We start from the raw sequence: 25,833 nt of genomic DNA on the forward strand, positions 1-25,833 counted from the left end.
TCAGACTCATCCTTGCGGAGGTGTCCGAATGATTCGCGTTACCGTATGGAACGAATTCAAGCACGAGCAAGAGAACGATGCCGTTCGCCAAGTTTATCCGGACGGCATTCATCGCGTCATTGCGGACGGATTGATCGCGTATACGAGCGGGTAATGGGCGGAATGGGGCTTATCGTATTGCATTCGGGCCATTATTCGAAAATTTTCAAGAAGCTGATGGGTACGGACTGCGGATTGAAGTGGCGCGAAGCGCACGAGAAAGAACGGATATGGACCGTCGACCCTTCGCACCCGATTGCCCGCGGAGTGCCGGAATATTTCGAGCTGAAGCCCGAGGAGATGTACGGCGAGCACTTCGATATTCCCGCGCCCGACGAGCTGATTTATGTCAGCTGGTTCGAGGGAGGAGAAGTGTTCCGTTCCGGCTGCACGTTCCGACGCGGCCAAGGGAAAATCTTCTACTTCCGTCCCGGACACGAAACCTATCCGACCTACTATCATCCGATCGTTCGCCGTATTATCGCTAACGGCGTCCATTGGGCCGCGCCTTCGGGCGCCGGCGTCCCCGTTCGCGGCAATCACCAACCATTAGAGCCGATCGGCTAAACAGAGGATTAGATCACGTTGAAAAAAGACACTTTGCTCAAAAGCACGCTTATTCTGGCTGCTGCCGCGCTCATCGCCCGCGCGCTCGGCATTTTCCAGCGGGTACCGCTGGACTATATTCTTAATGACGTAGGCAACGGCTACTTCAATTCGGCGAATAACCTGTATCTGTTGCTTTTGATGGTTGCGACCGCAGGCATCCCGAGCGCGATCAGCAAGATGGTGTCGGAGCGTTATGCGCTAGGCAAAATCGGAGAGGCCCAACAGGTGTACCGTGCGGCGTTGCTTTTCGGCGCCGTGGCGGGTGTCGTCATTACGCTGCTCATGATCGTGCTCGCGCCTTTCATCGCGAAGGCGATACTCGGCAAGCCGGATGCGGCCGCGTCATTGCGGGCCATCGCGCCATCGTTGCTGCTGTTTCCGATGATCGCGATGGTACGGGGCTATTTCCAAGGGCGGCAGTTCATGACGGCGGGAGCGGTCTCGCAGATCGTAGAGCAATTCGCCCGCGTTATTGCCGCCGTCGCGATCGCGTACGCCATTTACTCCGCGAATCCGTTGAACGACAAAGGCATCGCGGCCGGAGCGGTGCTAGGCAGCGTATTCGGCAGCATTGCCGCGTTCGCCGTCATGGTCTATTACGCCCGCAGGCTGAAGAGAATCGACCGGACGCAGCCGCGCCAAGGGACGGACCCTTCGCGCAAGCTTCGCCTGAAGACGATCTATCGCGAGCTGTTCCGCTTGTCCATTCCGATCGTCATGACTTCGGTTACCGTGCAATTGCTGTTCACGATGGATACTTATATGGTGAATCCGCTCTCGGAAGGACACTTCGACACGCTGAAGATCGAGCACTGGTGGGCGGTGCTAGGCATGAACGCCCAGTCGATCGCGGGCATTCCCGTCGTTCTGGCGATCGCGCTTTGCCAATCGATCATTCCGATCATCTCCTCCGCGCACGCGATGAACGACCGGGACCGCGTCGGCAAGCAAGCGTCGCTGGCGGTTCGAATTGCGCTGTACAGCGGCATGCCGATCATTCTGATGCTAGGGGTCGGCGCTTACAGCGTAAACGGCTTGCTATTCGAGAAGCCGGAAGGCAGCGCGATCGTCGCATTCTTGACGCTAGGCACCATTTTCCAGATCGGAATGATGGTTACGAACTCGATCTTGCTGGGGATCGGCCAACCGAAAAAAGCGACGATGCATGCCTTGACGGGAATACTGATTAAAGTCATCCTCAGCTTCGCGCTCGCTCCGGCCTTCGGGGTGTACGGCATCATAGCCGCGACGACGGTATGCTTCATCTGGGCGATGACGTTCAACATTCTAAGCTTGAAGAAACGCACGCAAATCCGCATTATCGGCAACCGTTGGACCGGATTCCTGCTGACGACGGGCATCGTCGCAGGGGCGATCGCGCTGCTCGAATGGATCGTCCTCGCGACCGTAAGAGGCGCCGTGCCGGACAAAGTCGCGTTCCTCTTCGCTTGCGCGGTTATGGGCGGCGCGATTGCCGTGCTGTATCCGGCGCTGCTCGTGCTGCTGCGCGTCGTCACAGCGGAAGAGATCGCGGGCTATCCGCGCCCGGTTCGCAAGCTGTTGTCCCCGTTCTTGAAGCTGCGCGCATCGCGCGCCGGCAGGGGGGCATAATCCATTTACGTTCAATCTAAGGGAGGAAATAAACATGCAACGATTAACGGAGGAGTCTCAATTTCGCGAGTTCGTCGCCGGAGATCAACTGGCGGTCGTCGTGTTCAAGACGACTTGGTGCAAAGATTGCCATTTCATCGACCCTTTCATCGCGGATGTCGAAGCGGCTTACGCCGACCGGCTGACGATGGCGGAGATCGATCGGGACGATATGGCCGACTTGTGCAGCGAGCTTAACATCCTCGGCATTCCGAGCTTTATCGCGTTCAAGGGCGGCCAAGAGGTTGTCCGGTTCGTCAGCAAGCTCCGCAAGACGCGCGAGGAGATCGAGCAGTTCCTGGACCGCGCGGTGGCGGTATCGAACGAATTGCCCTCCCAGGCTTGAGCGGATTCGACAGGAAACTGAATAAGAAGGCTATAATCCCATGGCTACATGTGAGCTTCGCGGCTCCATGTGGTTTTTTTGTAAGTCGCCAAACCTCGATTCGTTAATCCATCGCTTGTTATTGCTTTTGTTTTTTTGATAAACTGATCTTGCATGGCACAAACTAAGTGTCGGCATTATCATTTTGACACATGTGTCAAATATAAGAAGGGGAGGATAAGAATGATCGTCGTCACGAACAGAATTAAAGTGAAAAAAGGAATGGGTGCGGCAATGGCGCCGAGTTTTACAGCGCCAGGTCCGCTAGACACTTTCGAAGGCTTCGTGAAAGTAGAAGTTTTGTTGACACAGAACTTAACCGATTATGATGAGTTAAACGTAAATATGTACTGGGAAACCGCGGATTCCTTTACAGCCTGGAGGAATAGCGATGCCTTTAAATCGGCGCACAAACGTCCTGAGCCGGGCTCAGAGTCAGCAAGTAAAGAATCTCCCGTATTGGGAAGCGAGATCATTACGTACGAAGTGGCATCTCTAAAAGAAATTGCCAAATAACAATGCCAAGACAGGGTCGCAAGGCTATGTTTCGCGTCGCTGTATGGCAACCAGTCGCCGGGAATAAACCGGCGGCCGGTTGCGGCAAATGGAACTGATCGAGAGTGAAAAACGAATTGAAGGAGCGGAAATCATTTGTCAAACTACGCGAAATGGCTGATTCGTATATCGGCAGTGTATTCCTTGATCGGCGCGATGATCGGATCGGATCTGGCGGGGAGAAAAGATTATTCCATGGTTCCAGGCCACGCCCATATTCTGGTGGTCGGCTGGTTAACCCTTTTCGCATACGGTATTTTTTATTATGTGTTCAAAGAAGTCAGCATGAAGAGAACGGCTAAGCTGCACGCATGGACCAGTCTGATCGGCGGCGGTCTTATGCCGCTTAGTATGCTTATTTACTATAAAAACGAGACCACGCTCACCACGATTTTGTTTATTTCGACCGCATCCATCTTGCTCCTGGGCATCATTCTCTTCACGACCCTGGTATTTTTCGATAAAAAAGTATTTGCTCGCAACTAGTTGCGGCATCGAAGCTGGTAAAACGAGGTCTCGCGGATGATTGCGAGACCTCGTTTGTTTGGTTATGAACTTCGTTACGGAATGCTATCTCGCTCGCGCACGTCGGGTATATCTACGCGCGCGAACGCCCCTTCGAAACTTTCCTCTCCGAAGTCGCAAGCGCCGTCTGCCGCGACCGATTCGCAGCAAGCGTCTCGTTCTCCGGCTTCGCCTTTTTCCCCGCCTGACCACCCTTCTGCGCCAACGTCCTCTCTTGCCTTTGCGCAGCTTCCGTCTTCTTCGTCTAGTTCTCCCTCGGACGTCGTCTATGCTCGGCAAGCCGCGGCGAACGCTCTCCTTCGCGGCCGTAGCCGCAAGACGCCAATACTCGTCTGCCACTAGACTCCAGTCGAACGAAGCTCCTTTATTCCGAGAACGGGCTTCGATTTGACGCCTGGCGTTGGCATCGCCGATCAAGTCGGACCATTGAGAGGCGATCGCAGCGACGTCTCCGAACGGAACCAGGATGCCCGTGCCGTCGCCAAGCAGCTCCTGCGCGTATATTGTCGGCGTCGATAGGATCGGTTTTCCCGTCCGCGCGGCATAGGTGAGGGTTGCGCTGGCGAATGCGAAGTTCACGTCGCCGTGCGGGCTCAAATAAATGTCTGCGGCCGTCAGCCGGTGAAGCAAATCCTGCTGAGAATGAAACACGGGCATGAAGTGGACGTGCCGGCCAAGACCGAGCTCGTGAGCGCGAGCTTGCAGCCGACTGTAATAGCCTGCGGATTCGGCGTTGTCCGGATGCGGTTCGCCGACGATCCAGTATAGGACTTGGGGGTGCGAAGCCGCTACGGTAGGAAGGGCGTCCAGCGCGAATTCGATGCCTTTGTTCGGATTCAGCAAGCCGAACGTCATCGCGACGACGTGATCGGACACGCCGTACGCGGCGCGCAATGCATCGCGGTTGACCGAAGCGTTGTCGGGAGCGCCGAGCGGGATGTACGCGGTCCTCTCCGGCGCGCCTCCGAAGCTAGGCAGGAGAGCTTGCCCGTGCCGCGTGGCGGTTACGGTGAAGTTGCTCATGGCGGCAATCCTGCCCACGATCGCAGCGCGCGGCTCGACCGGCGCGGTATCCAGCGTATGGATAACGGTTATGACCGGCTTCCTCAGGTTGGCGATCAAGTCCAATACCCACTCCCCGCCGATGCCCCCGTACAGTCCGAATTCGTGCTGGACGACGACGACGTCCCATCGCGAGCCGTTGATCGCATTCGCCACAGCCGAGTAATCCGGACGATGGTCTTTGCGGATGAGCATGACGACCTCGGGAAGCTGGGGAGTGGCCTCTGTGACGAGAGCCGCGATGCCGACGTTCGTCCGCGACTTGCGCATAAGGGCATGCGCAAGATCGAAGGCAAACTCTCCGACGCCGCATTTGCGCGGGGGATATGAGCTGACCATGAGTATGTTCATCGGTATATCCTCCCGTTATTTTACGAATGTGTATTTTGTATGATATGTGCCGTGCGCGCAATGTCTTGGACCAATACCCTTCCGTTTTTCCGCGCTCCATTTTTTGACGATAGAGGTGTTCGTCCATTCCTTCGCGGAGGGCAGTCCATAAGATAGAGAGGAATTGGCATCTTTAGACACCGTATAAGGCCGGAAGGCCGATTGGAGCTGAACGCGTTGTGAAGATCGTCATAATGGCCGGCGGCAAGGGGAATCGGCTATGGCCCAAAAGCGCGAGCGGCAAGCCGAAGCAATTCATCGCCTTGAATTCCGATGAGACGATGCTGCAGACGACATACCGCAGCTTGGCGCGATACTTGGGCAGGGAGAAGCTGTACGTCGCCACGGCGGCCCAATACCTTGCATTGGTCCAAGAGCAGCTTCCGGAACTTGATCCGGCAAGGCTGATCGTCGAGCCTCTGCAGCGCGACACCGCCCCGTGCATCGCCCTCGCTGCGCTTCGGTTCGTTCGCGAAGGCGACGACGAGGCTATCGTCACGATGCCCGCCGATCATCTGATTCCCGATACGAGGGCGTTGGTCGCGAAGCTTGCCGAAGCCGAGGTCCATGCGGAAGCGGGCGAAGCGATCGTTACGCTCGGCGTCGTCCCGAATCGTCCCGAGACGAATTACGGATACATCCATACGGGCGACGAAGGCGGCAGCGCGATGAAGGTGAGAGCATTCTTGGAGAAACCGAGCAAGGAGCGCGCCGAGGAATGGATAAGCATGCAAGGCGTGTATTGGAACAGCGGAATCTGCGTCTGGAAGCCTTCGACGATCGCTTCCGCGATGGAGCGGTATCAGCCGTCGATCTGGTATCCGCTGCTCGAGGCGAAAGCGATAGACGAGTCCGTATACGAGAAGCTTCCGAGAATATCGATCGATTACGCCGTCTTGGAAAAGTCCGAGCATACTTACTGCATTCCCGTCAGCTTCGATTGGGACGACCTCGGGACGTGGCAATCGCTGGAGCGGATCGGCCAGACGGACGCGTCCGGTAACATCGCGATCGGTGACGTCCTATTCGCCGAAGCATCGAACAGCATCGTCTATGCCGATATGCGGCAAGCGATCATTCTAGGAGTCGACGATCTGATCGTCGTCGCGACCGATGAAGGCTTGCTCGTATGTCATAAATCCAAAGAGCCGCTTCTGAAGAAGTACGTACAGCAATTGGATAACGAAGAAGGAGGCGCGCGTTAAAAATGAAGGCACTGGTGACGGGGATTTCCGGATTCGTGGGAAGTCATATGGCAGAGTTCTTGCTTGGCAAAGGGGTCGAGGTCGTCGGCACGATCCGCAACCGCAGCCGCATGAACCATATCGAGTCGATCGCCAAGGAGCTGCATCTGGTCGAGTGCGAGCTGCGCGATCCGTTTTCCGTCGAGACGCTGATTCAATCGGAGAAGCCCGATTATATTTTTCACCTGGCCGCCCAAAGCTTCGTGCCGACTTCCTGGAATTCGCCCATGGATACGATCGCCAATAATATCGCGGGCCAGTTGAACTTACTCGAGGCGGTTCGTCGTTACGACGTGCCGGCTAGAATCCAGATCGCATGCTCGAGCGAGGAGTACGGTCACGTCGAAAGCCATGAAGCGCCGATCCGCGAGACGAATCCGCTTCGTCCGTTAAGCCCCTACGCGATCAGCAAGGTGGCGCAGGACTATTTGGGTTATCAATACTTTAAGAGCTACGGGTTGCGCGTCGTCCGAACGAGAACGTTCAATCATACCGGCCCGCGCAGAGGCGAACAGTTCGTAACGTCCAACTTCGCCAAGCAGATCGCCGATATCGAGAAAGGACTGAAGCCGCCCGTTATTTACGTCGGAAACCTGGAAGCGAAGCGGGACTTTACCGACGTTCGCGACGTCGTGCGGGCCTATTGGCTCGCGCTAGAGAAGGGAGCGCCGGGAGAAGCGTACAACATCGCTTCGGGTACCTGCTGGTCGATCGCGGATATGCTTCGGTTGCTTCTATCGTTTAGCGAAGTCAAGATCGAAATCCGGCAAGATCCTGCCCGCATGCGCCCATCGGACGTGGAGTTGCTGCTCGGCAACTACGATCTGTTCCATGATGCGACCGGTTGGAGCCCGGAAATTCCGTTCGAGCGCACGATGGAAGATTTGCTGAACTATTGGCGGTCGCAACCGCAGCCGCACGTCGAGCAAGGTGCTTGACATGGCGGGAACAACGGCGGTAAGAGGCCGGAGGAACCGGCGCAGGCGTCGGAAGCCTGGAAGCGCGTCGGCCCGGGGGAGGCTAGCGGCGAGAGGCCGTCATAGACCGAGCAGGCACAGCCGATTCGCGCGGCGTCATAGAGTACCGAGGAGATCGGCGAGCGCAAGAAGGAGGCGCCGGTTCCCGGCCGCTCCGAAAGCGGCGCCGGAGATGGAGACGGAGAGGCTTCATGCGGAATGGCAACGCGCGCAAAAAGCCGCGGAGGAAGCCGGCGAGCTGGGCATCAATCTCATCGGCTTTTCGCGCAGCGAGACCGGAATGGGAGAATCGTGCCGACTGGCCGCCAAGGCGATAGAGACGGCCGGTCTTCCGCTTGGGATCATGCACGTCGGCTTGGACAATCTCGTGAATATCGATATTTCTTGGGTGCATAAGGAGATCGCGGAACCGCAGTTCAAGACGAATCTGTTCCACATCAACGCGCCGGAGATGCCTCTGGTAACGGATCGATTCGGGGAGGCCTTGTTCCACGGACGCTTGAATATCGGCTATTGGGCATGGGAGCTGCCGGAGTTTCCGGATGAGTACTTGCACGGATTGCAACGGCTCGACGAGGTATGGGTGCCTTCCAAATTCGTAAGGGACAGCATAGCGGCGAAATCGAACGTTCCGACGATCGTCATTCCCCACGGCATTCATATCGAGGAGCTGCCCGAGCACTTGAACCGGCGAATGTTCGGGTTGCCGAGCGACCGATTCTTGTTCCTGTGCATGTACGATTCATACAGCATGAAAGCCCGCAAAAATCCGCAAGCCGTCATCGATGCGTTCCGTAAGCTGACGCTCTCGCATCGCGTTCCGGCGGGACTCGTCGTGAAGATCAATCATCCGAACCCGGGAGAGACGGCCGCCCTGCAAGAGCAGCTGGACGGCTTGCCTAACGTGACGATAATCGACAAGGTGCTCACCCGAACCGAAGCGAAGGCGCTGATCCGCGCCGCGGATTGCTTCGTTTCGCTGCATCGCTCCGAAGGATTCGGACTTCCTCTCGCCGAAGCGATGTTCCTCGGCAAGCCGGTCATCGGTACGAACTGGTCGGGCAACGCCGACTTCATGAACCCGAACAATTCAGGCGCCGTCAACTTCCGGCTCGTGAACGTCGGCCAAGATTACGGGCCTTATAAAGCGCACCAAATATGGGCCGAGCCGGACATCGAGCATGCTGCTTATTTAATGGGCAGGACGGTGCTCGACGACGGCTGGCGGCAACAGATCGCCGCGGGCGGAAGACAGACGATACGCACGCATTTCTCGCCGCAAGTCGTCGGCAACGCCATCAAAGAACGTCTTAGGGCCCGGCGGGCGTTGATAGGTTAGCGGAATGATTTCTTCCGCTCATTCCCGAACCCCATTCGGCAAGGCTACTGTTCACATTTGTGACATGGCAATGCTGGATGGGGTTCTGTATAATGAGAATTGGCCTCTTTGCGCCTACTTTCACAAGAAATCGGGGATGGGCATGACCGAAGAAAAATATCGAAAATTGTCACTTCTGACGTGCATCGGCATGTTCCTGGTGCTAATCGCCGGCGTGCTCGTGACGAACACGGGCTCCGAACGGGGCTGCGGCACGGACTGGCCGCTATGCAACGGGCGATTCGTTCCGGCATACACGGTGGAATCGATGGTTGAATATACGCATCGCGCGCTTAGCGGTATCGTCGGATTGCTGGTCGGCGCCACCTGGATCGCGACGCGCTTCTGGAAGCCCGCGCGCAGCCGCGAAGCGATTCTTTACGCGGACGGCGCGCTGCTGTTCACCGTCATGCAGGCGGTGCTCGGCGCGATGGCCGTCGTCTGGGAGCAATCTTCCCTCGTGCTTGCGCTTCACTTCGGCATTTCGTTATTCGCTTTCACTTGCACTTGGCTTCATTACTCGTATGTCAAACGCGGAGGACGGACAAGCACCGCGAGCCATATCGCGCCAATCCCGGCCAAGCTGTTCGCGGCGGTTGTCGGCGTTATCGTCTATTGCTACGTCGTCATCTATCTCGGCGCGTACATTCGCCACACGAGCTCCGGCGGGGCATGCGAAGGCTGGCCGCTCTGCAACGGGGACGTCATTCCGGAGCTGTCCGGCTCGGTCGGCGTCGCTTTCGCCCACCGGATCGCCGCGCTGCTCATGCTCGTGCTCGTATTCGTGCTTATGGCCTTCATACGGCGCACGGTCGGGACGGGGTCGGAGCTTGGCTCCATCGCCTCCAAGACGGCGTTCCTCGTCGTGCTGCAGGTGTTAAGCGGCGGCCTGCTGTCGTTGACGCTGGACAACGAAGACGTCTATATTTTCACCGGATTAATTCATACGGTTATTATTTCCGCGCTGTTCAGCATGCTTTGCCTGCTCGCCATTCGCACCAGGCAACTGAGCCGCGCCAACTTGACGGATGGATCGGAGGCTAACCCATGATATATTCCTCGCTGCGTCCGTTCCTGGAAGCATTGCGCGCGGACGGAGAACTGATCGTGATCGACGCGCCCGTGGATCCGGTGCTGGAGCTGGCCGAAATTCATCGCAGAGTCATCGATCTCGGCGGACCCGCGCTGCTGTTCACGAACGTCAAAGGAAGCACGTTCCCTGTCGTAACGAACTTGTTCGGCACCGAGCGCAGGGTGGATATGGCTTTCGGTCCGAGGCCGGAGCAGCTCGTGAAGCAGTTGATCGGCTCGGTGGACTCTTTGCTGCCGCCGTCGTTCTCCTCGCTCTGGAGCCAGCGCGGCATGTTCTTCGACCTGATGAAGGTCGGCACGAAGAAGGTAAGCCGGGAGCAGGCGCCGGTGCTTCAATCCTCGCGCACGGATCGGCCGCTCGCCGGATTGCCGTTCATTACGAGCTGGCAGGAGGACGGGGGACCGTTCGTTACGTTGCCGCTCGTCTACACGGAACATCCGGAGCATCGCAGCCGGCATAACCTCGGCATGTACCGGATGCAGATTTACGACGATCGGACGACGGGCATGCACTGGCAAATCCATAAAGGCGGCGGCTTCCACTATTACGCGGCCGAACAGCGCGGAGAAGCGCTGCCCGTCACCGTGTTCCTAGGCGGTCCGCCGGCACTTATCGTATCGGCGATCGCTCCGATGCCGGAGAACATGCCAGAGCTGATGCTGGCTTCGCTGATTATGGGCGGCAAGCTCCCGGTCGCGGACAACCCGCTCGGCGGGCACCGCATTCCGGCGGAAGCCGAGTTCGCCATCGTCGGACGCGTGCTGCCGCACGAAAGGCGTCCGGAAGGCCCGTTCGGCGACCACTTCGGTTATTACTCGCTGCAGCACGACTTCCCCGTGTTTCACGTCGACCATGTGTGGCACCGCAAGGATGCGATCTATCCGGCGACGATCGTCGGCAAGCCGAAGCAGGAGGATTACTTCCTCGGCGAATATTTGCAGCGGCTGCTCTCTCCGGCTTTCCCGATGGTCATGCCGGGCGTAAGAAGCTTATGGGCGTACGCGGAGACGGGCGTTCACGCGCTGGCCGCGGCGGTCGTGCGCGAGAGCTATTCGCGCGAAGCGCTCGGAACGGCGTTCCGCATCCTGGGCGAAGGACAGCTGTCGCTTACGAAGTTCCTGATCCTGACCGATCGCGCGCTCGACTTGGCGGATTTCCCGCTGTTGCTCGAAACCGTGCTGGAACGGTTCGATCCGTTCAAAGATTTGTTCGTCTTCGACCAGACGTCGCACGATACGCTCGATTACACGGGCTCGCGGTTGAACCACGGAAGCAAAGGCGTGCTGCTCGGCGTCGGCGATCCGATCCGCGAGTTGCCAGGCGAATATGCGGGCGGTCCGATCCCGGGCGTTCACAAGGTCAAGCCGTACTGCCGCGGATGTCTCGTCGTGGAAGGCAAGCCGTTCGCGGAGGATCCTGAGCTTGGCGCGAGGCTGGCGGATCAGCTGAATGCCGAGGATTGCCCTTGGCCGCTCATCGTCATCGCGGACGACGCGGATATCGCGGACGGACAGACGCCGTTCCTATGGGCGACGTTCACGCGGTTCAATCCGGCGGCGGACATCTATGCGGCCAGCGAAGCGGGCAGACACCATATCGGCTATCGTCTGCCGATCGTGATCGATGCGCGCATGAAGCCCGGCTATCCGGACGAGCTGTTCCCTCGCGAGGATATCGTCGAGCTCGTGGACAAGCGTTGGAAGGAATATTTTCAAACCTCCGGTTGGAGAGGGTAGTGGGATAGAGGCGGCAACGCTCGACCGTTCGGTTGAGCGGGCCGCCTCTTATGCGTTACAATGGGGAAAATACCGCATGAGCGACCGAAGGAGACAGTGTCCGTGCTAAGGATGTTATTCGGCGATCCCCCGAGGGAATGGACCGGCGGGTCGCTAGTTACCGTTCAAGCGATCGATAGGTTCATCAAGCTTACCTATGCGGTTTCTTACCGCAGTAAGAACGAGCACCGCAAGCAGGCGTATCAGAAGTACGGAATCTGGGCGGAAGGACTGCTTCGCTCGCTGGACGAGCTGGAGCAGAGCCGCTATGCCGCGAACCGATACGCAGCACTCATCCATCATAGAAGGATCGAAGAATTAACGCCGGCAGAGAGGCTGAATTACGAACGGCACGTCTACTTCGACAAGAACGCCTACATTCGGGTATTCGCGTTGCTGGATAAGCTGGGGACGCTGCTGAACGAGCTGCTGGAGCTGAAGACGGAGCGAATGAAGCCGAGGTTCTCGTACTTTACCGTGCTCCGCAACATGCGATCGAATCATCTTCATCCGGAGCTTATGAAGCCTCTGGACGAGCTGAAGGAGCGGCATCGCGCCCCGTTCGGCCGGCTGAGGAACCGAAGGAATACGGAAATCCATTATATGAACGCCGAGCTGCAGGACGATCTCCGGATGACGCTGGAGCGGCATTCCGTGAGCAGAAGGCTGGAAGACCTGCAAGGGAATTTGGCGGACCTCGATTGCGCCTGGGAGATGATCGAGGCTACGTTAGGCTATAGCTTCCGATTCGCCTGCAAGCGATTGGAGCGTAGACATTAAGGATCAAGGGGAGAGCCGCGTTGAAGCTGATCGGCAGGACGGCGCTCATTACGGGCAGCGCCAAAGGATTGGGCCGCAGGACGGCGATCGAGCTATCCGCTCTCGGCTGCGACATCGCCATCAACTACGTCACGAGCCGGAAGGAAGCGGAGCAGCTCGCGGAGGAGATCCGGTCGATCGGCAGGAGAGCGATCGCGGTCGAAGCCGACATCTCGAAGCCGGACATGGCGGATAAGCTGGTATCCGCGGTAGAGAGCGAGCTGGGCGGCGTCGACATTCTCATCAATAACGCAGGACCGTTCATCCGGGAAAGGCGCTTGTTCGCGGATTATAAGCCGGAGGAAATCCATTACCTCATGAACGGCAACCTGGTGGGTACGATGCTTCTTGATCACCGCGTGCTTCCCGGCATGAGGGCGAGCGGGTGGGGGAGAATCATTCACTTCGGCTTCGGCCATGCCGGCGAAGCGCGTTCTTGGCCGCATAGAGCCGTATACGCCGCCGCCAAAGTCGGGCTCGTTTCCTTCACGAAGACGCTCGCCATGGAAGAGGCGGCGAGCGGGATTACGGTCAATATGATCTGTCCGGGCGACATTCGCGGCAACAATAAGGAGAAGAGCATCGTCGACGTCGCGGGAATGATCGACGAGGAATCTCCGCGAGGCCGACCGGGGACCGGGGAAGACGTGGCGAGAATGATCGCTTTCCTGTGCCTGCCGGAGTCGGATTTCATTACCGGCAATACGGTCGACGTATCCGGGGGACTCGATCCGATCCGCACCGATCTGATCAAACCTCGATAAGATCAAATCTCGATCTGAGCAAACCTCGATCTGAGCAAACCTCGATCTGAGCAAACCTCGATCTGAGCAAACCAACCCTCGCGAAATGACAAAAGGTCCCGCCGCTGGGCAGGACCTTCTTCATTCCTCGAGATAAGGAAAATTAGAACACTTGCACGACTTCCTGAATGCCTTCGACTTCTTCCAGCAACGCGCGCTCGATGCCCGCTTTCAGCGTGATCGTAGAGCTTGGGCAGCTGCCGCAAGCACCCATCAGGCGGAGCTTGACGATGCCGTCTTCGACTTCGACGAGTTCGACGTCGCCGCCGTCGCGTTGCAGGAACGGACGCAACTTATCGAGCACATCCAATACTTCATCATATTGCGTAGCGTTCGTACTCATGGTCATCCACTCCTTTCTCATTCTATTATAGTACAGGATTACGTTTTTTCAAACAGACGACCGCGGTTACCTCGGCTGAAGAAAGGAGAAGTCCGCCATGCATATCGTCGAGTTTTGCGTGAGCAACATGCACCACGGCACCGATGAAGTGCTGCGAAAGTTGGAGCAGCTTCCGCACGTCGAAGTCATCGAATACGGCTGTCTAGGCAATTGCGGCGAATGTTTCCTGTCGCCGTACGCGCTCGTGAACGGGGAATCCGTCGTCGCGGAGACGGCCGGGCAATTGTACGATCTGATCCTGGCGGAGATCGCAGCGCAGGAGGAGCACCAATCCGCGCTGGATAAGCTGTTGGACGATCTTTAACCGAGGTGGCGCTTGCTCTTCCAGAGTACGCCGCTCTTGATCATGCGAGGAATGCGCCCAAGCATCGGCATATTGCCCATAATGCCGAATCCGGCTTTTTTGCCTAAAGAACCGAGGACTCCCTTCAGCTTGATGCGGGACAGCTTCGGTTCTTTGCCGTTCCAGCGCGCGCGAATGACTTCGGCGACTTGCTTCCCTTGGGCGCCGGCAAGCTGCGCGCTCGGGGAGAACGGTTGGCTGGAACAGTCCCCGACGACATAGACGTTCGGGTACTCGGGCAGCTCGTGATGTTCGTTCACGACGAGGCGACCTTGATTGTCTTTGGGCTGGGTCATTCGCTGAACGAGCGAAACCGGCTGAATGCCGGCCGTCCAGACGGTGACGTCGGTCAATATTTCTTCGCAGCCGTTGTGAACGATGCCTTGTTCAAGCCGGGAAATATTAATATGCGAACGCATTTCCACGTGATGCTCGCGGAACCATGAGGAGACGTACTCTTGCAATCTGCCCGGAAAAGCCGAAAGCACGCTGCCGCCGCGATCCAAGATGCGGATGTTGATGTCCGGCCGCGCTTCCCGCAGCTCGGCCGCGACTTCAACGCCGCTCAATCCGCCGCCGACGATCGTCACTTGGCCGTACGGCTTCGTGTCGTTGATCTGCTGGTACGTGCGTCGCGTAGACGATAACGTCTGGATGCTGCAGGCGTAATTCGAGACGCCTTCGATGCCATGATAGTTGTCCGTGCAGCCGAGGGCGATGATTAATGAATCGTAGGAGAGCGGATCGTTGCCTTCGATATGCACGAGCTTCTTGTCCAAGTCGATGTCGGTAATTTCGCCGTATACGAGTCGGCATTGGGCGTGAATCGGGAACGCGACCCGGATTTCCAAGTCGGACACGGTGCCTGCGGCTAGCGCGTAGTATTCTGTTTTAAGACCTTGGTAAGGCATGCGATCGACGAGGTAAATCATGGAATCGATCGGGATATCGTCAAGCAGCTCCTGCGCGACGGTTAAACCGCCGTATCCGCCGCCCAATATCACGACATTGCTCATTCGTAGTTCTCCTTTTGCTGATAAGCCTCTTTTGATGGATAGTATGACACAAGAAAGCCCCGGTCTTCCCGACGGGGCTCCATGCATTACTCGTAAATTTGGATTTCGTTGTAGAACGTATCGCGTTCGACCGGAATGCGTCCGGCTCCTTTAATGAGCCAAATCAAGTCCTCGCGCGTAATGCCGGTCGGAGTCAACGCCCCTGCCGAATGGCTGATGCGTTCGCGTACGATCGTGCCGTGCGCGTCGGATGCCCCCATCGTCAGCGCCACTTGCGTCAGCTGCGTGCCGATGTTGATAAAGTACGCCTTAATGTGCTGGACGTTGTCCAACATCAGGCGGCTGATCGCGATCGCCTTCAGATCGTCGTATGCGGAGTTGCGGCGGCGAATGCCGGCTTTCGGGCTGATCGGCTGCATCGACAGCGGGATGAACACTTGGAAGCCGTTCGTCTCGTCCTGCAAATTTCGGATATGCAGCATATGCTGCACGCGTTCCTCGACCGTCTCGATCGATCCGTACAGCATCGTCGTATGCGTGCGTAGGCCGAGATTGTGGGCGGAACGGTGAACGTCGAGATATTGCTCGATATTCGCTTTGTCCACTCGCATTTTTTTACGGTATTGATCGGATAAAATTTCCGCTCCGCCGCCTGTCAGCGTCTCCAGCCCGGCTTCGATCAACGTCTCAAGCACTTCTTTATAGCTCTTGCCCGAAATTCGGGAGAAGAAGTCGATCTCGGCGGCCGTGTAGGCTTTCATCGTGACATCGGGATATTTGATCTTCAGAGCGCGAATCGATTCGACGTAATACTCGAACGGAACGTGCGGGTTGTGCCCTCCGACGATGTGGAATTCGCGTACGCCGGGATGAATATGCTGGTCGACGTATTCGATCATTTGCTGAGGGGAGAGCGTATAAGCGCCTTCGTCGCCCTCGTCCTTGCGGAAGTTGCAGAACGCGCAATGAGCTTCGCACACGTTCGTGAAATACAAGCTCATATTTTCGATGAAATATACTTTTTTGCCGTTCTTGCGCAGATTAACCTCGTTGGCTAGTTGGCCGATCGTAAGCAGGTCGTCCGAACGATAAAGGAACACGCCGTCTTCGAGGGTCAAGCGCTCGCCGTTCCGAACTTTATCGGCGATATCCGCCATTCGGCGGTCGGGGTGGGTCGTGATGAGCGTCAGGGCAATCGCCTCCCAATAACAGTAGTGGCTTCCAATCTCAATGATTGTGAAAAAAATAACTTTCGACTGAAAGTGTGAAACGCAAGCCGTAAACAACTGTTAACAATTATAAACCTCAGGCCAACCCCCAGCAACAGGAAAATGAAAGGTATAAAGTCGCCGGAAATCGGGAATCAACTTGAATAATAAACATTAATTGGTTATGTTAGAGGTGAATTAGCTAAAACTAACCAATAAATGACGTATTCGGGAGGTGTAAGAGACAAATGAAACCGGAAATTTTACCGTTAAGCCAGCTTGAACAAATGGACGAGGCGGAGAAAATCCAGACGCTTCAGCAATATCGGGCCGCATACACGATCAAGGATTTAAGCGCCGCATGGCAGCTCTCCAATCCGATCCAATATTATATGTGGTTGAAGAAGCAGCGGATTTACGAGCAAATCGTCAGAAGGGCCGACAAATTCGAGCCCTCGAAGGAATGGCGCCGCTTGCAGGAGAACGACGTCAGGGACGCCGCGAAAGTCCGCGGGCTTTCCGCCGACCAGTTCCGTTATATGCTGGACACCGACTCCTCGGGTCCCGAGCTTGCGCAAGTGTTCCGCAGATTGGCTGATTTTCTCCAGAACGAGAAAGGTCAATTCCGAGTTCGCATCGAGCTGAAGGGCTTAGGCCAACAGGCTGCGGCGGATACCTCTCTTGAGGCTTAAGGCTTTCTTAGGGTATACTTAAAGAAAGTCAGGCTGGGGAGGAATCGGAAGATGGTTAACATTAGCGAATCCGCAGGCGCGAAAATTCAGGAAATGCTCGCCGCCGAAGAAGTACCGAATTTGTTTCTGCGCATTGGCGTGAAAGAAGGCGGATGCAGCGGGTTTTCATATGGCATGGGTTTCGACGACGAGAAGCACGCGGATGATACGGAAATGGAAATTCAAGGGTTAAAGGTGGTAGTTGATGATTATAGCCTCAAGTTTCTGAACGGCGTCGAGATCGATTGGAAAGATTCGGCGATGGGCGGCGGATTCACGATCCACAACCCGAACGCGACCGCTACTTGCGGATGCGGCTCCTCGTTCAGAACGGCAAGCGAAGCGGGCAATCCGGCAGCGGAGCCTTGCTAATAAGCAATTTGCACGCTAGAGGATGTCCCCAAGGTCGATTCGACCCGGGGGACATCCTCTTTGTTACTGATCGATACCAACCGGGCGAACGCAGCGACATCACTCGGAACTAACTGCATGAAGGGCAGGTATTTCAATCGATGGCGTACTCCTTGACCTGTAAACGGTACGAAGTGCAGTTAATTGGGTAAAAAATGCGAGATCCGATGTTTCGGCGATAATGTAATGTAGATCATGCAGTTATTCAGAAGAAAATGACGATAGTGTGATGACGAACTGTACTCCGTGCAGTTGAGGCGGTAATAGGTTGTAAGTTCAGCAGCCGAACGCGGTTCCGCTAGTGCGTGCCAACGCGCGCGGTTCGCTCTATAGCGGAACACAGTTCCGCAATTGAGCCTCAACACCCGCACATACGCACAATAACGGAACCCACATCCGCTATTTCGGTTTCAAACACCACTATCCCCTCAAAAATCCCAGAATAACGCACCCCAGATCCGCTATCGCGCACCGGCACACGATTTTCCCCCGAATAACGCACTCCGGATCCGCTATTCCGCCTTCCCTCCCCCGCCCTCGACGCGGGCATTAGTCTTTATCGATGAAGCAAAAAGGACATACATACCTGGTTAACCTTCCATCGATAACATAACAAAACAGGCTAACCGACCGCGTCATCCATCCAAGAACCTGTCCGTCCGCCCGAGTATGTATACATATAAACAGGAAAGGAGCCACTTGGATGAGTCGGCAGCTTGCCAGCAAATGGCTGAAAACGAACGTTATGGCCGCGAACCCTTATATCGCGCGGCACATTCCTCCCTCGAGACTGTTCAATGCGACGAATTTGCGTTCGATGCTTAACCGTTACGGCATGGTGGTCATCAAACCGATTCGCGGCGGCGGCGGTCTTGGCGTCATGAAAGTCGCGAGAATCGGCGGGCGGTATTCTTGCACGTACATGGCTCGCACGGTAACAACCTCCAGTCTGAGCGGCATCATGAAGATCATTAACCGGAGACGCGGAAGAAGACCCTATTTGATCCAGCGGGGCATTCGCCTGGCGACCATCGCCGGCAGACCGATCGACTACCGGGTGAAGTACGTGAAGGAGAACGGAGCATGGAGGTACCGGGCGATAGTCGGCAGGGTCGCTCGCCGGGGACTGTTCGTGACGAACCTGTGCCGGGGAGGCGTTCAGATGACTGCGGCGCAGGGCATAAGGCTTTCGTTGTCCTCGAGATGGGTCAGACGCAAAAAGCAGGAGATGCGGAATTTGACGAAAGCGTCTACGGCGCTGCTGGAGAGCCGGTTTCCGGGAATCGGACAATTGGGTTACGATTACGGAATCGACCGCAACGGACACGTTTGGATTTTGGAGGTCAATACTCGACCGCAGTAAATGGCGGCGTTTGACATATTTTTCTATTAAAACCTTTAATCGCCCGCAACACGACCATGAAACTTTTTTATTCCGTTATAAGCTGCGCAGACTGTGAATAACTTCATCCACATATTCCACACGATAATACGGGGTATGCCAGCCATTTTCAACAGGATTCGCACAGGTTATTCACAGTCTGCTGTGGATGAATGAACGTCTTGTCCCCTAAAAACTCCCATGCTATGATGCCCTCACGATGTTCCATTACAGTTGGAAAGGATGTGGGGCTCATGTTCCCGATATTGCCGGACGAAATGTTGATCGATGCCTATCGCAATGCTTTACGTTTGCAGCTGGACAGAGAATTCGTGCGCATGCTTCGAGCGGAAATCCGCAGAAGAAAGCTGACCCTTCCCGAGAGACAGCTATGTTAGATGTTCCACAAGGCGATGTCGGAGGCAAAAGAAAGCTGGCATTGCGGGCAACGGACGGCATGCTTGCAGACGAGGTCAGCTTCGGAACCGAAATCGGCTTCGGCGCTCATTTCGTAGGGGGAATAAGGTCCGCTCCAATCGCTCCAACGACCTTCGTCTTCGGCGGCGGCACCGCAATGCGGACAAGACACGGCTAGGAGGCTCAAAGCGTTGCATACGGGACACATCATAAAAGGCACCCTCCTCTGATGTCCGGAACGGCCGGTTATCAGGGGTAGGGTGCCCTTTTGTGCGAAAAAGTAGCGTTATAGCTTCATATTGCTGCTATGTCCCGGGGACAGCTTGGCATTCGGATCGATGTACACCTTGGCATTGTTAATCGCCGTAGGCGCTTCGCCGAATCCGACCGCGATCAGCTTCAGCTTGCCGGGGTACGTCGTAATATCGCCTGCGGCGAAAATACCCGGAATGGACGATTCCATGCGGGAGTCGACGACGATGGAGCCGCCGTCGATCTCAAGGCCCCATTCCGCGATCGGGCCGAGCGAGCTCACGAACCCGAAGTTGACGATGACCGCATCGACGGCGTACTCGGTCGCTTCGCCGGTTTTGACGTCGGTCAACGCGACGCGCTCAATCTTATTGTCGCCATGCAACGCCGTGATTTCGGTCGGGGTAATGACCTTCACCTTCGATTGCATCAGCAGCTCGACGCTATGCTCGTGAGCGCGGAACTTATCCCGCCTGTGGACGAGCATGACTTGCTCCGCGATCGGTTCCAGCATAAGCGCCCAGTCTACCGCCGAATCCCCGCCGCCGCTGATCAGCACTTTCTGGCCGCGGTATTGCTCCAGGTCGCTTACGAAGTAACGCAGGTTCGTCTTCTCGTAACGCGCTGCCTCCGGAAGCTCCAGCTTCCGGGGCTCGAACGCGCCGACGCCGGCCGTGATGATAACGGCACGGGAACGCACGACGCTTCGGTCGGTGACGATCTCGAACAACCGCTCCTCAAGCTTCGTTACTTTAACGACTTTCTCCTCCAAGCGGACGTCCGCCTGGAAGTGACTCATCTGGGAACTTAGATTATTAACAAGCTCCTGTGCGGTTACTTTCGGAAACCCGGCGACATCATAAATATATTTCTCCGGGTAAAGCGCCGCGAGCTGCCCGCCGAGTTGGGGCATGCTTTCGATCAAAGTTACGGACATTTGTCGCATGCCGCCGTAGAAAGCTGCGAACATGCCTGCGGGACCGCCGCCGATAATGGCTACGTCCACGGTGGATTCAATGCTCTGACTCAAGATAGGACACCTCCGTCAATAGCCTGGCAATAGGCAGCTGTATCTAATTAACAATTATAAACTTTCGGGCTAACCGATGAAAAGGTCTTTGTAGAGAAGCACAAATTTATTCGTGAAAAAGATCCTTGAAAATTGTTGAAAAAGCCGATATGATACTGCATGTATAGTTCCGGCGGATGCAAATCGACGGCGGAGATTGTGTAATTTTTCACAAATAAATACATCATAGGATTGGATGGGATCACCACATGAGCAGCATTCCGAAAATAGTAATCCTTGGCGCGGGATACGGCGGTGTACTGACGTCTCTTCGGCTGCAAAAGGAATTGAACTATAATGAAGCGGACGTAACGTTGGTCAACAAACACGACTACCATTACATCACGACTCACCTGCACATGCCTGCGGCCGGCACGGATCATCCGGAGAACGCGCGCGTAAACATCTCCAAGCTGATCGACGAGTTCAAAATCGACTTCGTGAAATCGACCGTCGTGCAAATTCGCCCGCAAGACCGCAAAGTCATTCTTGAAGACGGCACGCTTTCTTACGACTATCTCATTATCGGCCTCGGCGGCGAACCTGAAACGTTCGGCATCCCGGGACTGGCCGAGCATGCGATGAACATTCGTTCCATCAACTCCGTTCGCCTTATCCGCGAGCATATCGAGTATCAATTCGCTCGCTTCAAGCGCGAGCCTCACCGCACCGACTACTTGACGTTCGTCGTCGGCGGCGCGGGCTTCACGGGCATCGAATTCATCGGCGAGCTTGCCGATCGCGTTCCCGAGCTTTGCAAGCAGTTCGACGTCGATCCCCAGCTCGTTAAGATCATCAACATCGAAGCGGCGCCTACCGCGCTGCCTGGCTTCGATCCCGAGCTCGTCGAATACGCGATGCAAGTGCTTCAGAAGAAAGGCGTTACGTTCCGCATCGGCACCGCGATCAAAGAATGCAGCCCGGACGGCGTCATCGTCGGAGAAGGCGAAGAAATCAAATCGCAGACGGTCATCTGGACCGGCGGCGTGCGCGGCAACCGCTTGATCGAAGAAGCGGGCTTCGAGACGATGCGCGGACGCGTGAAAGTCGACGAGTTCCTTCGCGCTCCGGGCCACGACAACATCTTCATCCTGGGCGACAACTCCTTGTTGTTCAACGATCAAGGCCGTCCGTATCCGCCGACTGCCCAAATGGCCATGCAGCAAGGCGTAAACTGCGCGCACAACCTGGTCGCATCGATCCGCAACCAGCCGCTGAAGAAGTTCGCGTTCTCGAACAAAGGCGTCGTTGCGTCGCTCGGCAAGGGCGAAGCGATCGGCGTTGCGTTCGGCCGCAAGTACAAAGGCCGCGTAGCCGCATGGCTGAAGAAGCTTGTCGACATCCGTTACCTGTTCATCATCGGCGGCATTCCGCTAGTGCTTCGCAAAGGTAAATTCCTGTAATGAGACATTGCAGCGTGCAAGTGCGGGGCCTGTTAACGCGCGACGAACTGGACCGTTACAACGCGCTGATGGAGGTCGGCTCTTACTTGGAGTCGCAATCCCGTTATGATCTCTCTGCGATCGTACAAGCCGAGGTCGACCTGCTCATTCAGCCCGGCATCGAGCGGCTGAAGGAGAAAGGCCGCGAGCGCGACCGCAAGACGCAGGAATATTTGGAAGAGAAGCGCCGCGCGGAATGGGAAGCCCAAATGCGCGCGTTAAGCGAAGAAGACGAAGATTAAACAGCGAGACCCAAGCCGGCATGGCGTCGACGAGATGCTTTGCCGGCTTTTTTTTGACGTAAATCTTAAGCAGACTTCCGTTCGGAGGGGAGAATAACAGCTATTCAATAGTTATTTTCCCTTAAAATGAGAGGATGGAGGAAATAACAACATATAGAAGGTTATTTGGTCCCGAATAAGGTCATACATTGTTTCGGCTCTAAAATAACTGCATATTTTTGTTATTTTGCGAAATTGTCACATTAGAGGATGTAATAACTGCATATTGTTGTTATTTTGTTTCTCGCCAACATCAGAAGAACGCGTAAACCTAGGCTTGTCAGCTTCGGATTTTCGAGGAGAGAGGGTATAGATTGACCAACGAGCACGTCAGTGCCGATGCGACGGGATTGACCAACGGACGGAAGCTCGGAGTTAGAACTAGCTTCATGAAGCATAATGAAGATATGATCATCGTAGATTGATGTCTGACATAGGGGGGATCGCGTTGGCAGATCGGATCGAGAAGGATTCGTTAGGCAGCTTGAGCGTACCGGAGGAAGCGTATTACGGCATTCAAACGATGCGCGCGGTTGAGAATTTCCCTATTACCGGCATACCGGTTCATCCGTCGCTCATCCGAGCGCTCGCTCATGTGAAGATGGCCGCGGCCAAGACGAACGCGGAGCTGCGCAGGCTGCCGAGCCGAATCGCCGAAGCGATCGCCGAAGCGGCGACGGAGGTCATCCGCGGCGAGCGGGCGGATCAATTCATCGTGGATTCGATTCAAGGCGGGGCGGGCACCTCCATCAATATGAACATGAACGAGGTGCTCGCCAACCGCGCGTTGGAATTGCTAGGTCACGCCAAGGGCGATTACTTCCATTGCAGCCCGAACAACCACGTTAACATGTCCCAGTCGACCAACGACGCGATCCCGACGGCGCTCCGGATCGCCGCCTATTTATCCACGGAGAAACTGCTTGCCGTATTGGTCGAGACGCACACGTCTTTCGAGAACAAAGCCGTCGAGTTCGACGACGTGCTCAAGATGGGGCGTACTCATCTGCAGGACGCCGTACCGATACGAATGGGGCAAGAGTTCGGCGCATACGCGCACGTGCTGCAACGGGACATCGGACGGATCAGGCGGGCGATGGAAGGCTTGCTCGCCGTTAACATGGGAGCGACTGCCGTCGGTACCGGACTGAACGCCACGCCGGACTATATCCGCATCGTCGTCTCGAAGCTTGCCGAAGATCTTGGGCTGCCGATCCGCTCCGCGGACGATCTGGTAGACGCCACGCAGAACACGGACGCTTACGCGGAGCTGTCGGCGTCCCTGAAAGTTCTTGCCGTCAACCTGTCGAAGATATGCAACGATATTCGCCTGATGGCCTCGGGCCCTCGGGTCGGTCTGAGCGAGCTCGCGCTGCCGCCTAGACAGCCGGGCTCCTCCATTATGCCGGGGAAAGTGAACCCCGTGATGGCGGAAGTCGTCAACCAAGTTGCTTTTCAAGTGATGGGCAACGATCATACGATATGTCTCGCCTGCGAAGCCGGGCAGTTCGAACTGAACGTCATGGGGCCGGTCATCGCCTTCAACTTGCTGCAATCGCTCGATATCCTTGCGCATGCGCTCGATGTGTTCGACCGCTTCGCGCTGCAGGGGATGACGGCGTACCGCGAACGCTGCCAGCAATACGTGGACAACAGCTTCGGCATCGTTACGGCGCTTAACCCGCATCTCGGTTACGAGGTGGCGGCGCAGCTCGTTAAAGAGGCGCTATCGACGGGAATGTCGATCAAGGAACTTATACTTGAGAAGCATCTGCTTACGGCCGAAGAAATGGATGCGATATTGAACCCGGTACAGATGACGACGCCGGGAATCGCGGGAGAGCATTTGCTGAAGGATCAGAGGTGACCGGGGGATGCGCGGGTTCAAAAAAAGACCGGGGGCTGCCCCGGTCTTCGCATGTTACGAGTATGCCTTCAACAACTTGGCCAGCGACTCGTTCGTCAGCAAATTGCCGACGTAGAAGGCACCGAACTCGCCGAAGCGCGCGCTTACTTCGTCGAAGCGCATCTCGTACACGAGCTTCTTGAATTGCAGCGCATCGTCCGCGAACAGCGTGACGCCCCATTCCCAATCGTCGAAGCCGACGGAACCGGAGATTACCTGCTTCACCTTGCCGGCATAGCTGCGGCCGATCATGCCGTGGCTGCGCATCATCGCCTTGCGGTCGTCCATCGGAAGCATATACCAGTTGTCCTGAAGCTCGCGCTTCTTGTTCATCGGGTAGAAGCAAATATGGTTGCTCTTCGGCAAGATCGGCTTCAGCCTCGCGACGATCTCCGGCACTTGCATCGGATCGACGCCAGGCGCGGCCATATAGTTGCTCAGTTCCACGACGCTTACATAAGAATAGGCTTTCTTGAGGAAACGACCGATCGCCGAGCGGTTGAACGCGTTCTCGATATCGTTAAGCTCCTGCAGCGTCTCGCGCAAGTGCATAAAGATCAGGTCGGCTTTCTGTCCGACCACCGTATACATCGCCAGGCTGCCTTCCTTGCGCTCTTCGACCTCCTGCCAGCCCGCAACGAGGCCGAGCAGATCGTTCAGCGCGGCGTCTTTCTCCGCGGCGCTCGCGGCGTTCCAAGCTTCCCAATCGATGCTTCGCAAGTCGTGCAGCGCGTACCATCCATCCAACGTTTGTGCGGCTTCGCTCATTTCGCAATCTCTCCCTTGTCCCAATAGGCTGATCTCCCTATTGTAGCCGAATCCGACAGGGGGTAGCAAACGTTGACGGGCGGGAAAACGATCTTGTACACTGTTAAAGTAACTTACATTGGAGGGACGCAATATGCTTGGGGGTATTATGTTCGGCATCGTAGGCTCTTTGCTATGCCTCGTGCTGTTCTTCGGCATCGGTTTCATCTTGAACATGTTGATTAAGACGACATGGCTGCCGCTGTGGCTGTTTTTTCTATTCGTCGTGCCCTACGGCTTGTATAAATTATGGCAACCGGATCTAAGCGCGTCGGAGAACGTTCGCTCCATGCTCGTATCGGACATCGTTCTGGTCATCGCGGGCGCCGCCGGGGCTTACATTAGCGGTTGGGCGATTCGCGCGCTTCGCAAGGGCGGATATAAAATGTTCTAGACTGCGGCCCTGAAGCTGCGATCGGGGGCTCATCGAGTGTTGAAGCGATCGGAAATGACGAGGATGGCAAAATACGCGCTCGTAGGCGTTATGAATACGGGCGTCGATTTTGCCGTTTTTTGCGTATTGGTTTATGCGGCAGGGCTCGGCTCCGCTTGGGCTCAGCCGGTATCTTACGGGACGGCGATCGCGAACAGCTACGTCTTGAATCGCGTGTGGACGTTCCAAGTAAGGAAGCGGCAGCGGTTCGGGGATATCGTAAAGTTCATCGCCGTGAACGCGCTATCGTTCGCGGCCGCGACGGCCGCGCTTCTCGGCTTGGAGCAGGCCGGGTTCGAGGCGGCGATCGCTAAGGCGTGTTCCGTCGGCGTATCGTTAGTCGTGAACTACTTCGGCTATAAGTTTTGGGTATTTCGGGGGGAGAAGCGGGCCGGCTAGACCGATTTCCATTAGATGAACCATTTGGAG

At 56.2% G+C, this 25,833-nt stretch carries 28 protein-coding genes and 1 pseudogene; 22 read left to right on the forward strand and 7 right to left on the reverse strand.

The genetic code is table 11. The features are described from left to right. Positions 1-28 precede the first annotated feature (28 nt). From COHPA_RS23835 to COHPA_RS0119435, 5 genes and pseudogenes are all read left to right on the forward strand, one after another. A pseudogene (locus COHPA_RS23835) lies at positions 29-606 on the forward strand (ThuA domain-containing protein). 18 nt (positions 607-624) lie between these two features. Further along, a complete protein-coding gene (locus tag COHPA_RS0119420) occupies positions 625-2,259 on the forward strand; it encodes an oligosaccharide flippase family protein (protein ID WP_027087811.1) in 1,635 nt (544 codons plus the stop codon). Positions 2,260-2,293: 34 nt separating this feature from the next. Continuing rightward, the gene (locus COHPA_RS0119425) at positions 2,294-2,644 is read left to right on the forward strand and encodes a thioredoxin family protein (protein WP_027087812.1); all 351 of its coding nucleotides are present in this window, start codon (positions 2,294-2,296) and stop codon (positions 2,642-2,644) included. A 222-nt stretch (positions 2,645-2,866) separates the two neighbouring features. Further along, a complete protein-coding gene (locus COHPA_RS0119430) occupies positions 2,867-3,199 on the forward strand; it encodes a heme oxygenase (RefSeq protein WP_027087813.1) in 333 nt (110 codons plus the stop codon). Positions 3,200-3,334: 135 nt separating this feature from the next. Further along, the gene (locus tag COHPA_RS0119435; RefSeq protein ID WP_027087814.1) at positions 3,335-3,724 is read left to right on the forward strand and encodes a hypothetical protein; all 390 of its coding nucleotides are present in this window, start codon (positions 3,335-3,337) and stop codon (positions 3,722-3,724) included. A gap of 84 nt (positions 3,725-3,808) precedes the next feature. On the opposite strand, the gene COHPA_RS24630 is transcribed toward COHPA_RS0119435, so the two are convergent. Continuing rightward, positions 3,809-5,176, reverse strand: a complete 1,368-nt coding sequence (locus COHPA_RS24630; protein ID WP_027087815.1) for a glycosyltransferase — start codon at positions 5,174-5,176, stop codon at positions 3,809-3,811. Positions 5,177-5,394: 218 nt separating this feature from the next. On the opposite strand from COHPA_RS24630, the gene COHPA_RS0119445 reads away from it, so the two are divergent. The 7 genes from COHPA_RS0119445 to COHPA_RS0119475 all read left to right on the forward strand — a co-directional run bounded on the left by COHPA_RS0119445 (position 5,395) and on the right by COHPA_RS0119475 (position 13,265). After that, positions 5,395-6,420, forward strand: coding sequence for a mannose-1-phosphate guanylyltransferase (locus tag COHPA_RS0119445; protein WP_027087816.1), 1,026 nt, complete (start codon positions 5,395-5,397; stop codon positions 6,418-6,420). A 2-nt stretch (positions 6,421-6,422) separates the two neighbouring features. After that, positions 6,423-7,397, forward strand: a complete 975-nt coding sequence (locus COHPA_RS0119450; protein ID WP_027087817.1) for a GDP-mannose 4,6-dehydratase — start codon at positions 6,423-6,425, stop codon at positions 7,395-7,397. A 1-nt stretch (position 7,398) separates the two neighbouring features. Continuing rightward, positions 7,399-8,775, forward strand: a complete 1,377-nt coding sequence (locus tag COHPA_RS0119455; RefSeq protein ID WP_035119670.1) for a glycosyltransferase family 4 protein — start codon at positions 7,399-7,401, stop codon at positions 8,773-8,775. Positions 8,776-8,917: 142 nt separating this feature from the next. Then, on the forward strand, positions 8,918-9,865 hold the full coding sequence (locus tag COHPA_RS0119460) for a COX15/CtaA family protein (protein ID WP_169733282.1): 948 nt from the start codon (positions 8,918-8,920) through the stop codon (positions 9,863-9,865). Beyond that, the gene (locus COHPA_RS0119465) at positions 9,862-11,643 is read left to right on the forward strand and encodes a UbiD family decarboxylase (RefSeq protein ID WP_027087820.1); all 1,782 of its coding nucleotides are present in this window, start codon (positions 9,862-9,864) and stop codon (positions 11,641-11,643) included. The genes COHPA_RS0119460 and COHPA_RS0119465 overlap by 4 nt, the downstream gene beginning before the upstream one ends. Before the next feature lie 111 nt (positions 11,644-11,754). Beyond that, a complete protein-coding gene (locus tag COHPA_RS0119470; RefSeq protein ID WP_084760813.1) occupies positions 11,755-12,462 on the forward strand; it encodes a Cthe_2314 family HEPN domain-containing protein in 708 nt (235 codons plus the stop codon). A gap of 26 nt (positions 12,463-12,488) precedes the next feature. Continuing rightward, the gene (locus tag COHPA_RS0119475) at positions 12,489-13,265 is read left to right on the forward strand and encodes an SDR family oxidoreductase (protein ID WP_035121438.1); all 777 of its coding nucleotides are present in this window, start codon (positions 12,489-12,491) and stop codon (positions 13,263-13,265) included. Between the two features lie 142 nt (positions 13,266-13,407). Here COHPA_RS0119475 and COHPA_RS0119480 read toward each other — a convergent pair whose 3' ends face one another. Then, positions 13,408-13,653 (reverse strand): NifU family protein, encoded by a 246-nt coding sequence (locus COHPA_RS0119480; protein WP_069202072.1) that lies wholly within the window; start codon positions 13,651-13,653, stop codon positions 13,408-13,410. Positions 13,654-13,744: 91 nt separating this feature from the next. On the opposite strand from COHPA_RS0119480, the gene COHPA_RS0119485 reads away from it, so the two are divergent. Then, positions 13,745-14,011, forward strand: a complete 267-nt coding sequence (locus tag COHPA_RS0119485) for a YuzB family protein (RefSeq protein WP_027087824.1) — start codon at positions 13,745-13,747, stop codon at positions 14,009-14,011. Here the strand turns inward: COHPA_RS0119485 and COHPA_RS0119490 are convergent. After that, positions 14,008-15,066: an NAD(P)/FAD-dependent oxidoreductase gene (locus COHPA_RS0119490; protein WP_027087825.1), complete on the reverse strand. Its 1,059-nt coding sequence runs from the start codon at positions 15,064-15,066 to the stop codon at positions 14,008-14,010. The two genes, COHPA_RS0119485 and COHPA_RS0119490, sit on opposite strands and share 4 nt — an antisense overlap. An 86-nt stretch (positions 15,067-15,152) precedes the next feature. Then, positions 15,153-16,223 (reverse strand): aminofutalosine synthase MqnE, encoded by a 1,071-nt coding sequence (gene mqnE, locus COHPA_RS0119495; RefSeq protein WP_027087826.1) that lies wholly within the window; start codon positions 16,221-16,223, stop codon positions 15,153-15,155. Positions 16,224-16,522: 299 nt separating this feature from the next. Here mqnE and COHPA_RS0119500 point away from each other — a divergent pair, with 299 nt between their 5' ends. The 4 genes from COHPA_RS0119500 to sda all read left to right on the forward strand — a co-directional run bounded on the left by COHPA_RS0119500 (position 16,523) and on the right by sda (position 19,195). Beyond that, on the forward strand, positions 16,523-16,966 hold the full coding sequence (locus COHPA_RS0119500) for a hypothetical protein (RefSeq protein ID WP_027087827.1): 444 nt from the start codon (positions 16,523-16,525) through the stop codon (positions 16,964-16,966). A gap of 51 nt (positions 16,967-17,017) precedes the next feature. Further along, positions 17,018-17,377, forward strand: coding sequence for an iron-sulfur cluster insertion protein ErpA (erpA, locus tag COHPA_RS0119505; protein ID WP_027087828.1), 360 nt, complete (start codon positions 17,018-17,020; stop codon positions 17,375-17,377). 742 nt (positions 17,378-18,119) lie between these two features. Further along, positions 18,120-18,779, forward strand: coding sequence for a YheC/YheD family protein (locus COHPA_RS0119510; RefSeq protein ID WP_027087829.1), 660 nt, complete (start codon positions 18,120-18,122; stop codon positions 18,777-18,779). Positions 18,780-19,051: 272 nt separating this feature from the next. Further along, positions 19,052-19,195: a sporulation histidine kinase inhibitor Sda gene (gene sda / locus COHPA_RS25270; RefSeq protein WP_084760815.1), complete on the forward strand. Its 144-nt coding sequence runs from the start codon at positions 19,052-19,054 to the stop codon at positions 19,193-19,195. Here the strand turns inward: sda and COHPA_RS0119520 are convergent. Both COHPA_RS0119520 and COHPA_RS0119525 read right to left on the reverse strand, forming a co-directional pair. Continuing rightward, a complete protein-coding gene (locus tag COHPA_RS0119520) occupies positions 19,192-19,425 on the reverse strand; it encodes a hypothetical protein (protein WP_027087830.1) in 234 nt (77 codons plus the stop codon). The genes sda and COHPA_RS0119520 overlap by 4 nt on opposite strands. 75 nt (positions 19,426-19,500) lie before the next feature. Further along, positions 19,501-20,496 carry an NAD(P)/FAD-dependent oxidoreductase gene (locus tag COHPA_RS0119525; RefSeq protein ID WP_027087831.1) on the reverse strand — a complete coding sequence of 332 codons (996 nt, stop codon included), beginning with the start codon at positions 20,494-20,496 and terminating at the stop codon, positions 19,501-19,503. 248 nt (positions 20,497-20,744) lie between these two features. Between COHPA_RS0119525 and COHPA_RS0119530 the strand changes: the two genes are divergently transcribed. The 3 genes from COHPA_RS0119530 to aspA all read left to right on the forward strand — a co-directional run bounded on the left by COHPA_RS0119530 (position 20,745) and on the right by aspA (position 24,125). Beyond that, positions 20,745-21,938 (forward strand): NAD(P)/FAD-dependent oxidoreductase, encoded by a 1,194-nt coding sequence (locus COHPA_RS0119530; RefSeq protein WP_027087832.1) that lies wholly within the window; start codon positions 20,745-20,747, stop codon positions 21,936-21,938. Continuing rightward, positions 21,938-22,219 (forward strand): hypothetical protein, encoded by a 282-nt coding sequence (locus tag COHPA_RS0119535; RefSeq protein WP_027087833.1) that lies wholly within the window; start codon positions 21,938-21,940, stop codon positions 22,217-22,219. Before COHPA_RS0119530 ends, COHPA_RS0119535 begins: the two co-directional genes overlap by 1 nt. Positions 22,220-22,682: 463 nt before the next feature. After that, positions 22,683-24,125, forward strand: coding sequence for an aspartate ammonia-lyase (gene aspA / locus COHPA_RS0119545; RefSeq protein WP_035119673.1), 1,443 nt, complete (start codon positions 22,683-22,685; stop codon positions 24,123-24,125). A 54-nt stretch (positions 24,126-24,179) separates the two neighbouring features. Here the strand turns inward: aspA and hemQ are convergent, their stop codons facing one another. Further along, the gene (gene hemQ / locus COHPA_RS0119550) at positions 24,180-24,932 is read right to left on the reverse strand and encodes a hydrogen peroxide-dependent heme synthase (protein WP_027087835.1); all 753 of its coding nucleotides are present in this window, start codon (positions 24,930-24,932) and stop codon (positions 24,180-24,182) included. Positions 24,933-25,065: 133 nt separating this feature from the next. Between hemQ and COHPA_RS0119555 the strand changes: the two genes are divergently transcribed. Then, positions 25,066-25,365 carry a YuiB family protein gene (locus COHPA_RS0119555; protein ID WP_027087836.1) on the forward strand — a complete coding sequence of 100 codons (300 nt, stop codon included), beginning with the start codon at positions 25,066-25,068 and terminating at the stop codon, positions 25,363-25,365. 36 nt (positions 25,366-25,401) lie between these two features. Further along, complete coding sequence (locus COHPA_RS0119560) at positions 25,402-25,803, forward strand: GtrA family protein (protein ID WP_027087837.1); 402 nt, start codon at positions 25,402-25,404, stop codon at positions 25,801-25,803. Positions 25,804-25,833 lie beyond the last annotated feature (30 nt).

It is taken from the genome of Cohnella panacarvi Gsoil 349 (assembly GCF_000515335.1).
Lineage (GTDB): Bacteria > Bacillota > Bacilli > Paenibacillales > Paenibacillaceae > Cohnella > Cohnella panacarvi.

What these genes read in the sequence shown, in the direction of transcription:
- COHPA_RS0119450 (WP_027087817.1), top strand. Translation starts at nt 6,423, where the DNA reads ATGAAGGCACTGGTGACGGGGATTTCCGGATTCGTGGGAAGTCATATG.
- sda (WP_084760815.1), top strand. Translation starts at nt 19,052, where the DNA reads ATGTTCCCGATATTGCCGGACGAAATGTTGATCGATGCCTATCGCAAT.
- COHPA_RS0119500 (WP_027087827.1), top strand. Translation starts at nt 16,523, where the DNA reads ATGAAACCGGAAATTTTACCGTTAAGCCAGCTTGAACAAATGGACGAG.
- COHPA_RS24630 (WP_027087815.1), bottom strand. Translation starts at nt 5,176, where the DNA reads ATGAACATACTCATGGTCAGCTCATATCCCCCGCGCAAATGCGGCGTC.
- COHPA_RS0119455 (WP_035119670.1), top strand. Translation starts at nt 7,399, where the DNA reads ATGGCGGGAACAACGGCGGTAAGAGGCCGGAGGAACCGGCGCAGGCGT.
- hemQ (WP_027087835.1), bottom strand. Translation starts at nt 24,932, where the DNA reads ATGAGCGAAGCCGCACAAACGTTGGATGGATGGTACGCGCTGCACGAC.
- COHPA_RS0119535 (WP_027087833.1), top strand. Translation starts at nt 21,938, where the DNA reads ATGAGACATTGCAGCGTGCAAGTGCGGGGCCTGTTAACGCGCGACGAA.
- COHPA_RS0119470 (WP_084760813.1), top strand. Translation starts at nt 11,755, where the DNA reads ATGTTATTCGGCGATCCCCCGAGGGAATGGACCGGCGGGTCGCTAGTT.
- COHPA_RS0119460 (WP_169733282.1), top strand. Translation starts at nt 8,918, where the DNA reads ATGACCGAAGAAAAATATCGAAAATTGTCACTTCTGACGTGCATCGGC.
- COHPA_RS0119430 (WP_027087813.1), top strand. Translation starts at nt 2,867, where the DNA reads ATGATCGTCGTCACGAACAGAATTAAAGTGAAAAAAGGAATGGGTGCG.
- erpA (WP_027087828.1), top strand. Translation starts at nt 17,018, where the DNA reads ATGGTTAACATTAGCGAATCCGCAGGCGCGAAAATTCAGGAAATGCTC.
- COHPA_RS0119480 (WP_069202072.1), bottom strand. Translation starts at nt 13,653, where the DNA reads ATGACCATGAGTACGAACGCTACGCAATATGATGAAGTATTGGATGTG.
- COHPA_RS0119530 (WP_027087832.1), top strand. Translation starts at nt 20,745, where the DNA reads ATGAGCAGCATTCCGAAAATAGTAATCCTTGGCGCGGGATACGGCGGT.
- COHPA_RS0119485 (WP_027087824.1), top strand. Translation starts at nt 13,745, where the DNA reads ATGCATATCGTCGAGTTTTGCGTGAGCAACATGCACCACGGCACCGAT.
- COHPA_RS0119425 (WP_027087812.1), top strand. Translation starts at nt 2,294, where the DNA reads ATGCAACGATTAACGGAGGAGTCTCAATTTCGCGAGTTCGTCGCCGGA.
- COHPA_RS0119520 (WP_027087830.1), bottom strand. Translation starts at nt 19,425, where the DNA reads ATGATGTGTCCCGTATGCAACGCTTTGAGCCTCCTAGCCGTGTCTTGT.
- COHPA_RS0119510 (WP_027087829.1), top strand. Translation starts at nt 18,120, where the DNA reads ATGAGTCGGCAGCTTGCCAGCAAATGGCTGAAAACGAACGTTATGGCC.
- COHPA_RS0119490 (WP_027087825.1), bottom strand. Translation starts at nt 15,066, where the DNA reads ATGAGCAATGTCGTGATATTGGGCGGCGGATACGGCGGTTTAACCGTC.
- COHPA_RS0119465 (WP_027087820.1), top strand. Translation starts at nt 9,862, where the DNA reads ATGATATATTCCTCGCTGCGTCCGTTCCTGGAAGCATTGCGCGCGGAC.
- aspA (WP_035119673.1), top strand. Translation starts at nt 22,683, where the DNA reads ATGTCTGACATAGGGGGGATCGCGTTGGCAGATCGGATCGAGAAGGAT.
- mqnE (WP_027087826.1), bottom strand. Translation starts at nt 16,223, where the DNA reads ATGGCGGATATCGCCGATAAAGTTCGGAACGGCGAGCGCTTGACCCTC.
- COHPA_RS0119555 (WP_027087836.1), top strand. Translation starts at nt 25,066, where the DNA reads ATGCTTGGGGGTATTATGTTCGGCATCGTAGGCTCTTTGCTATGCCTC.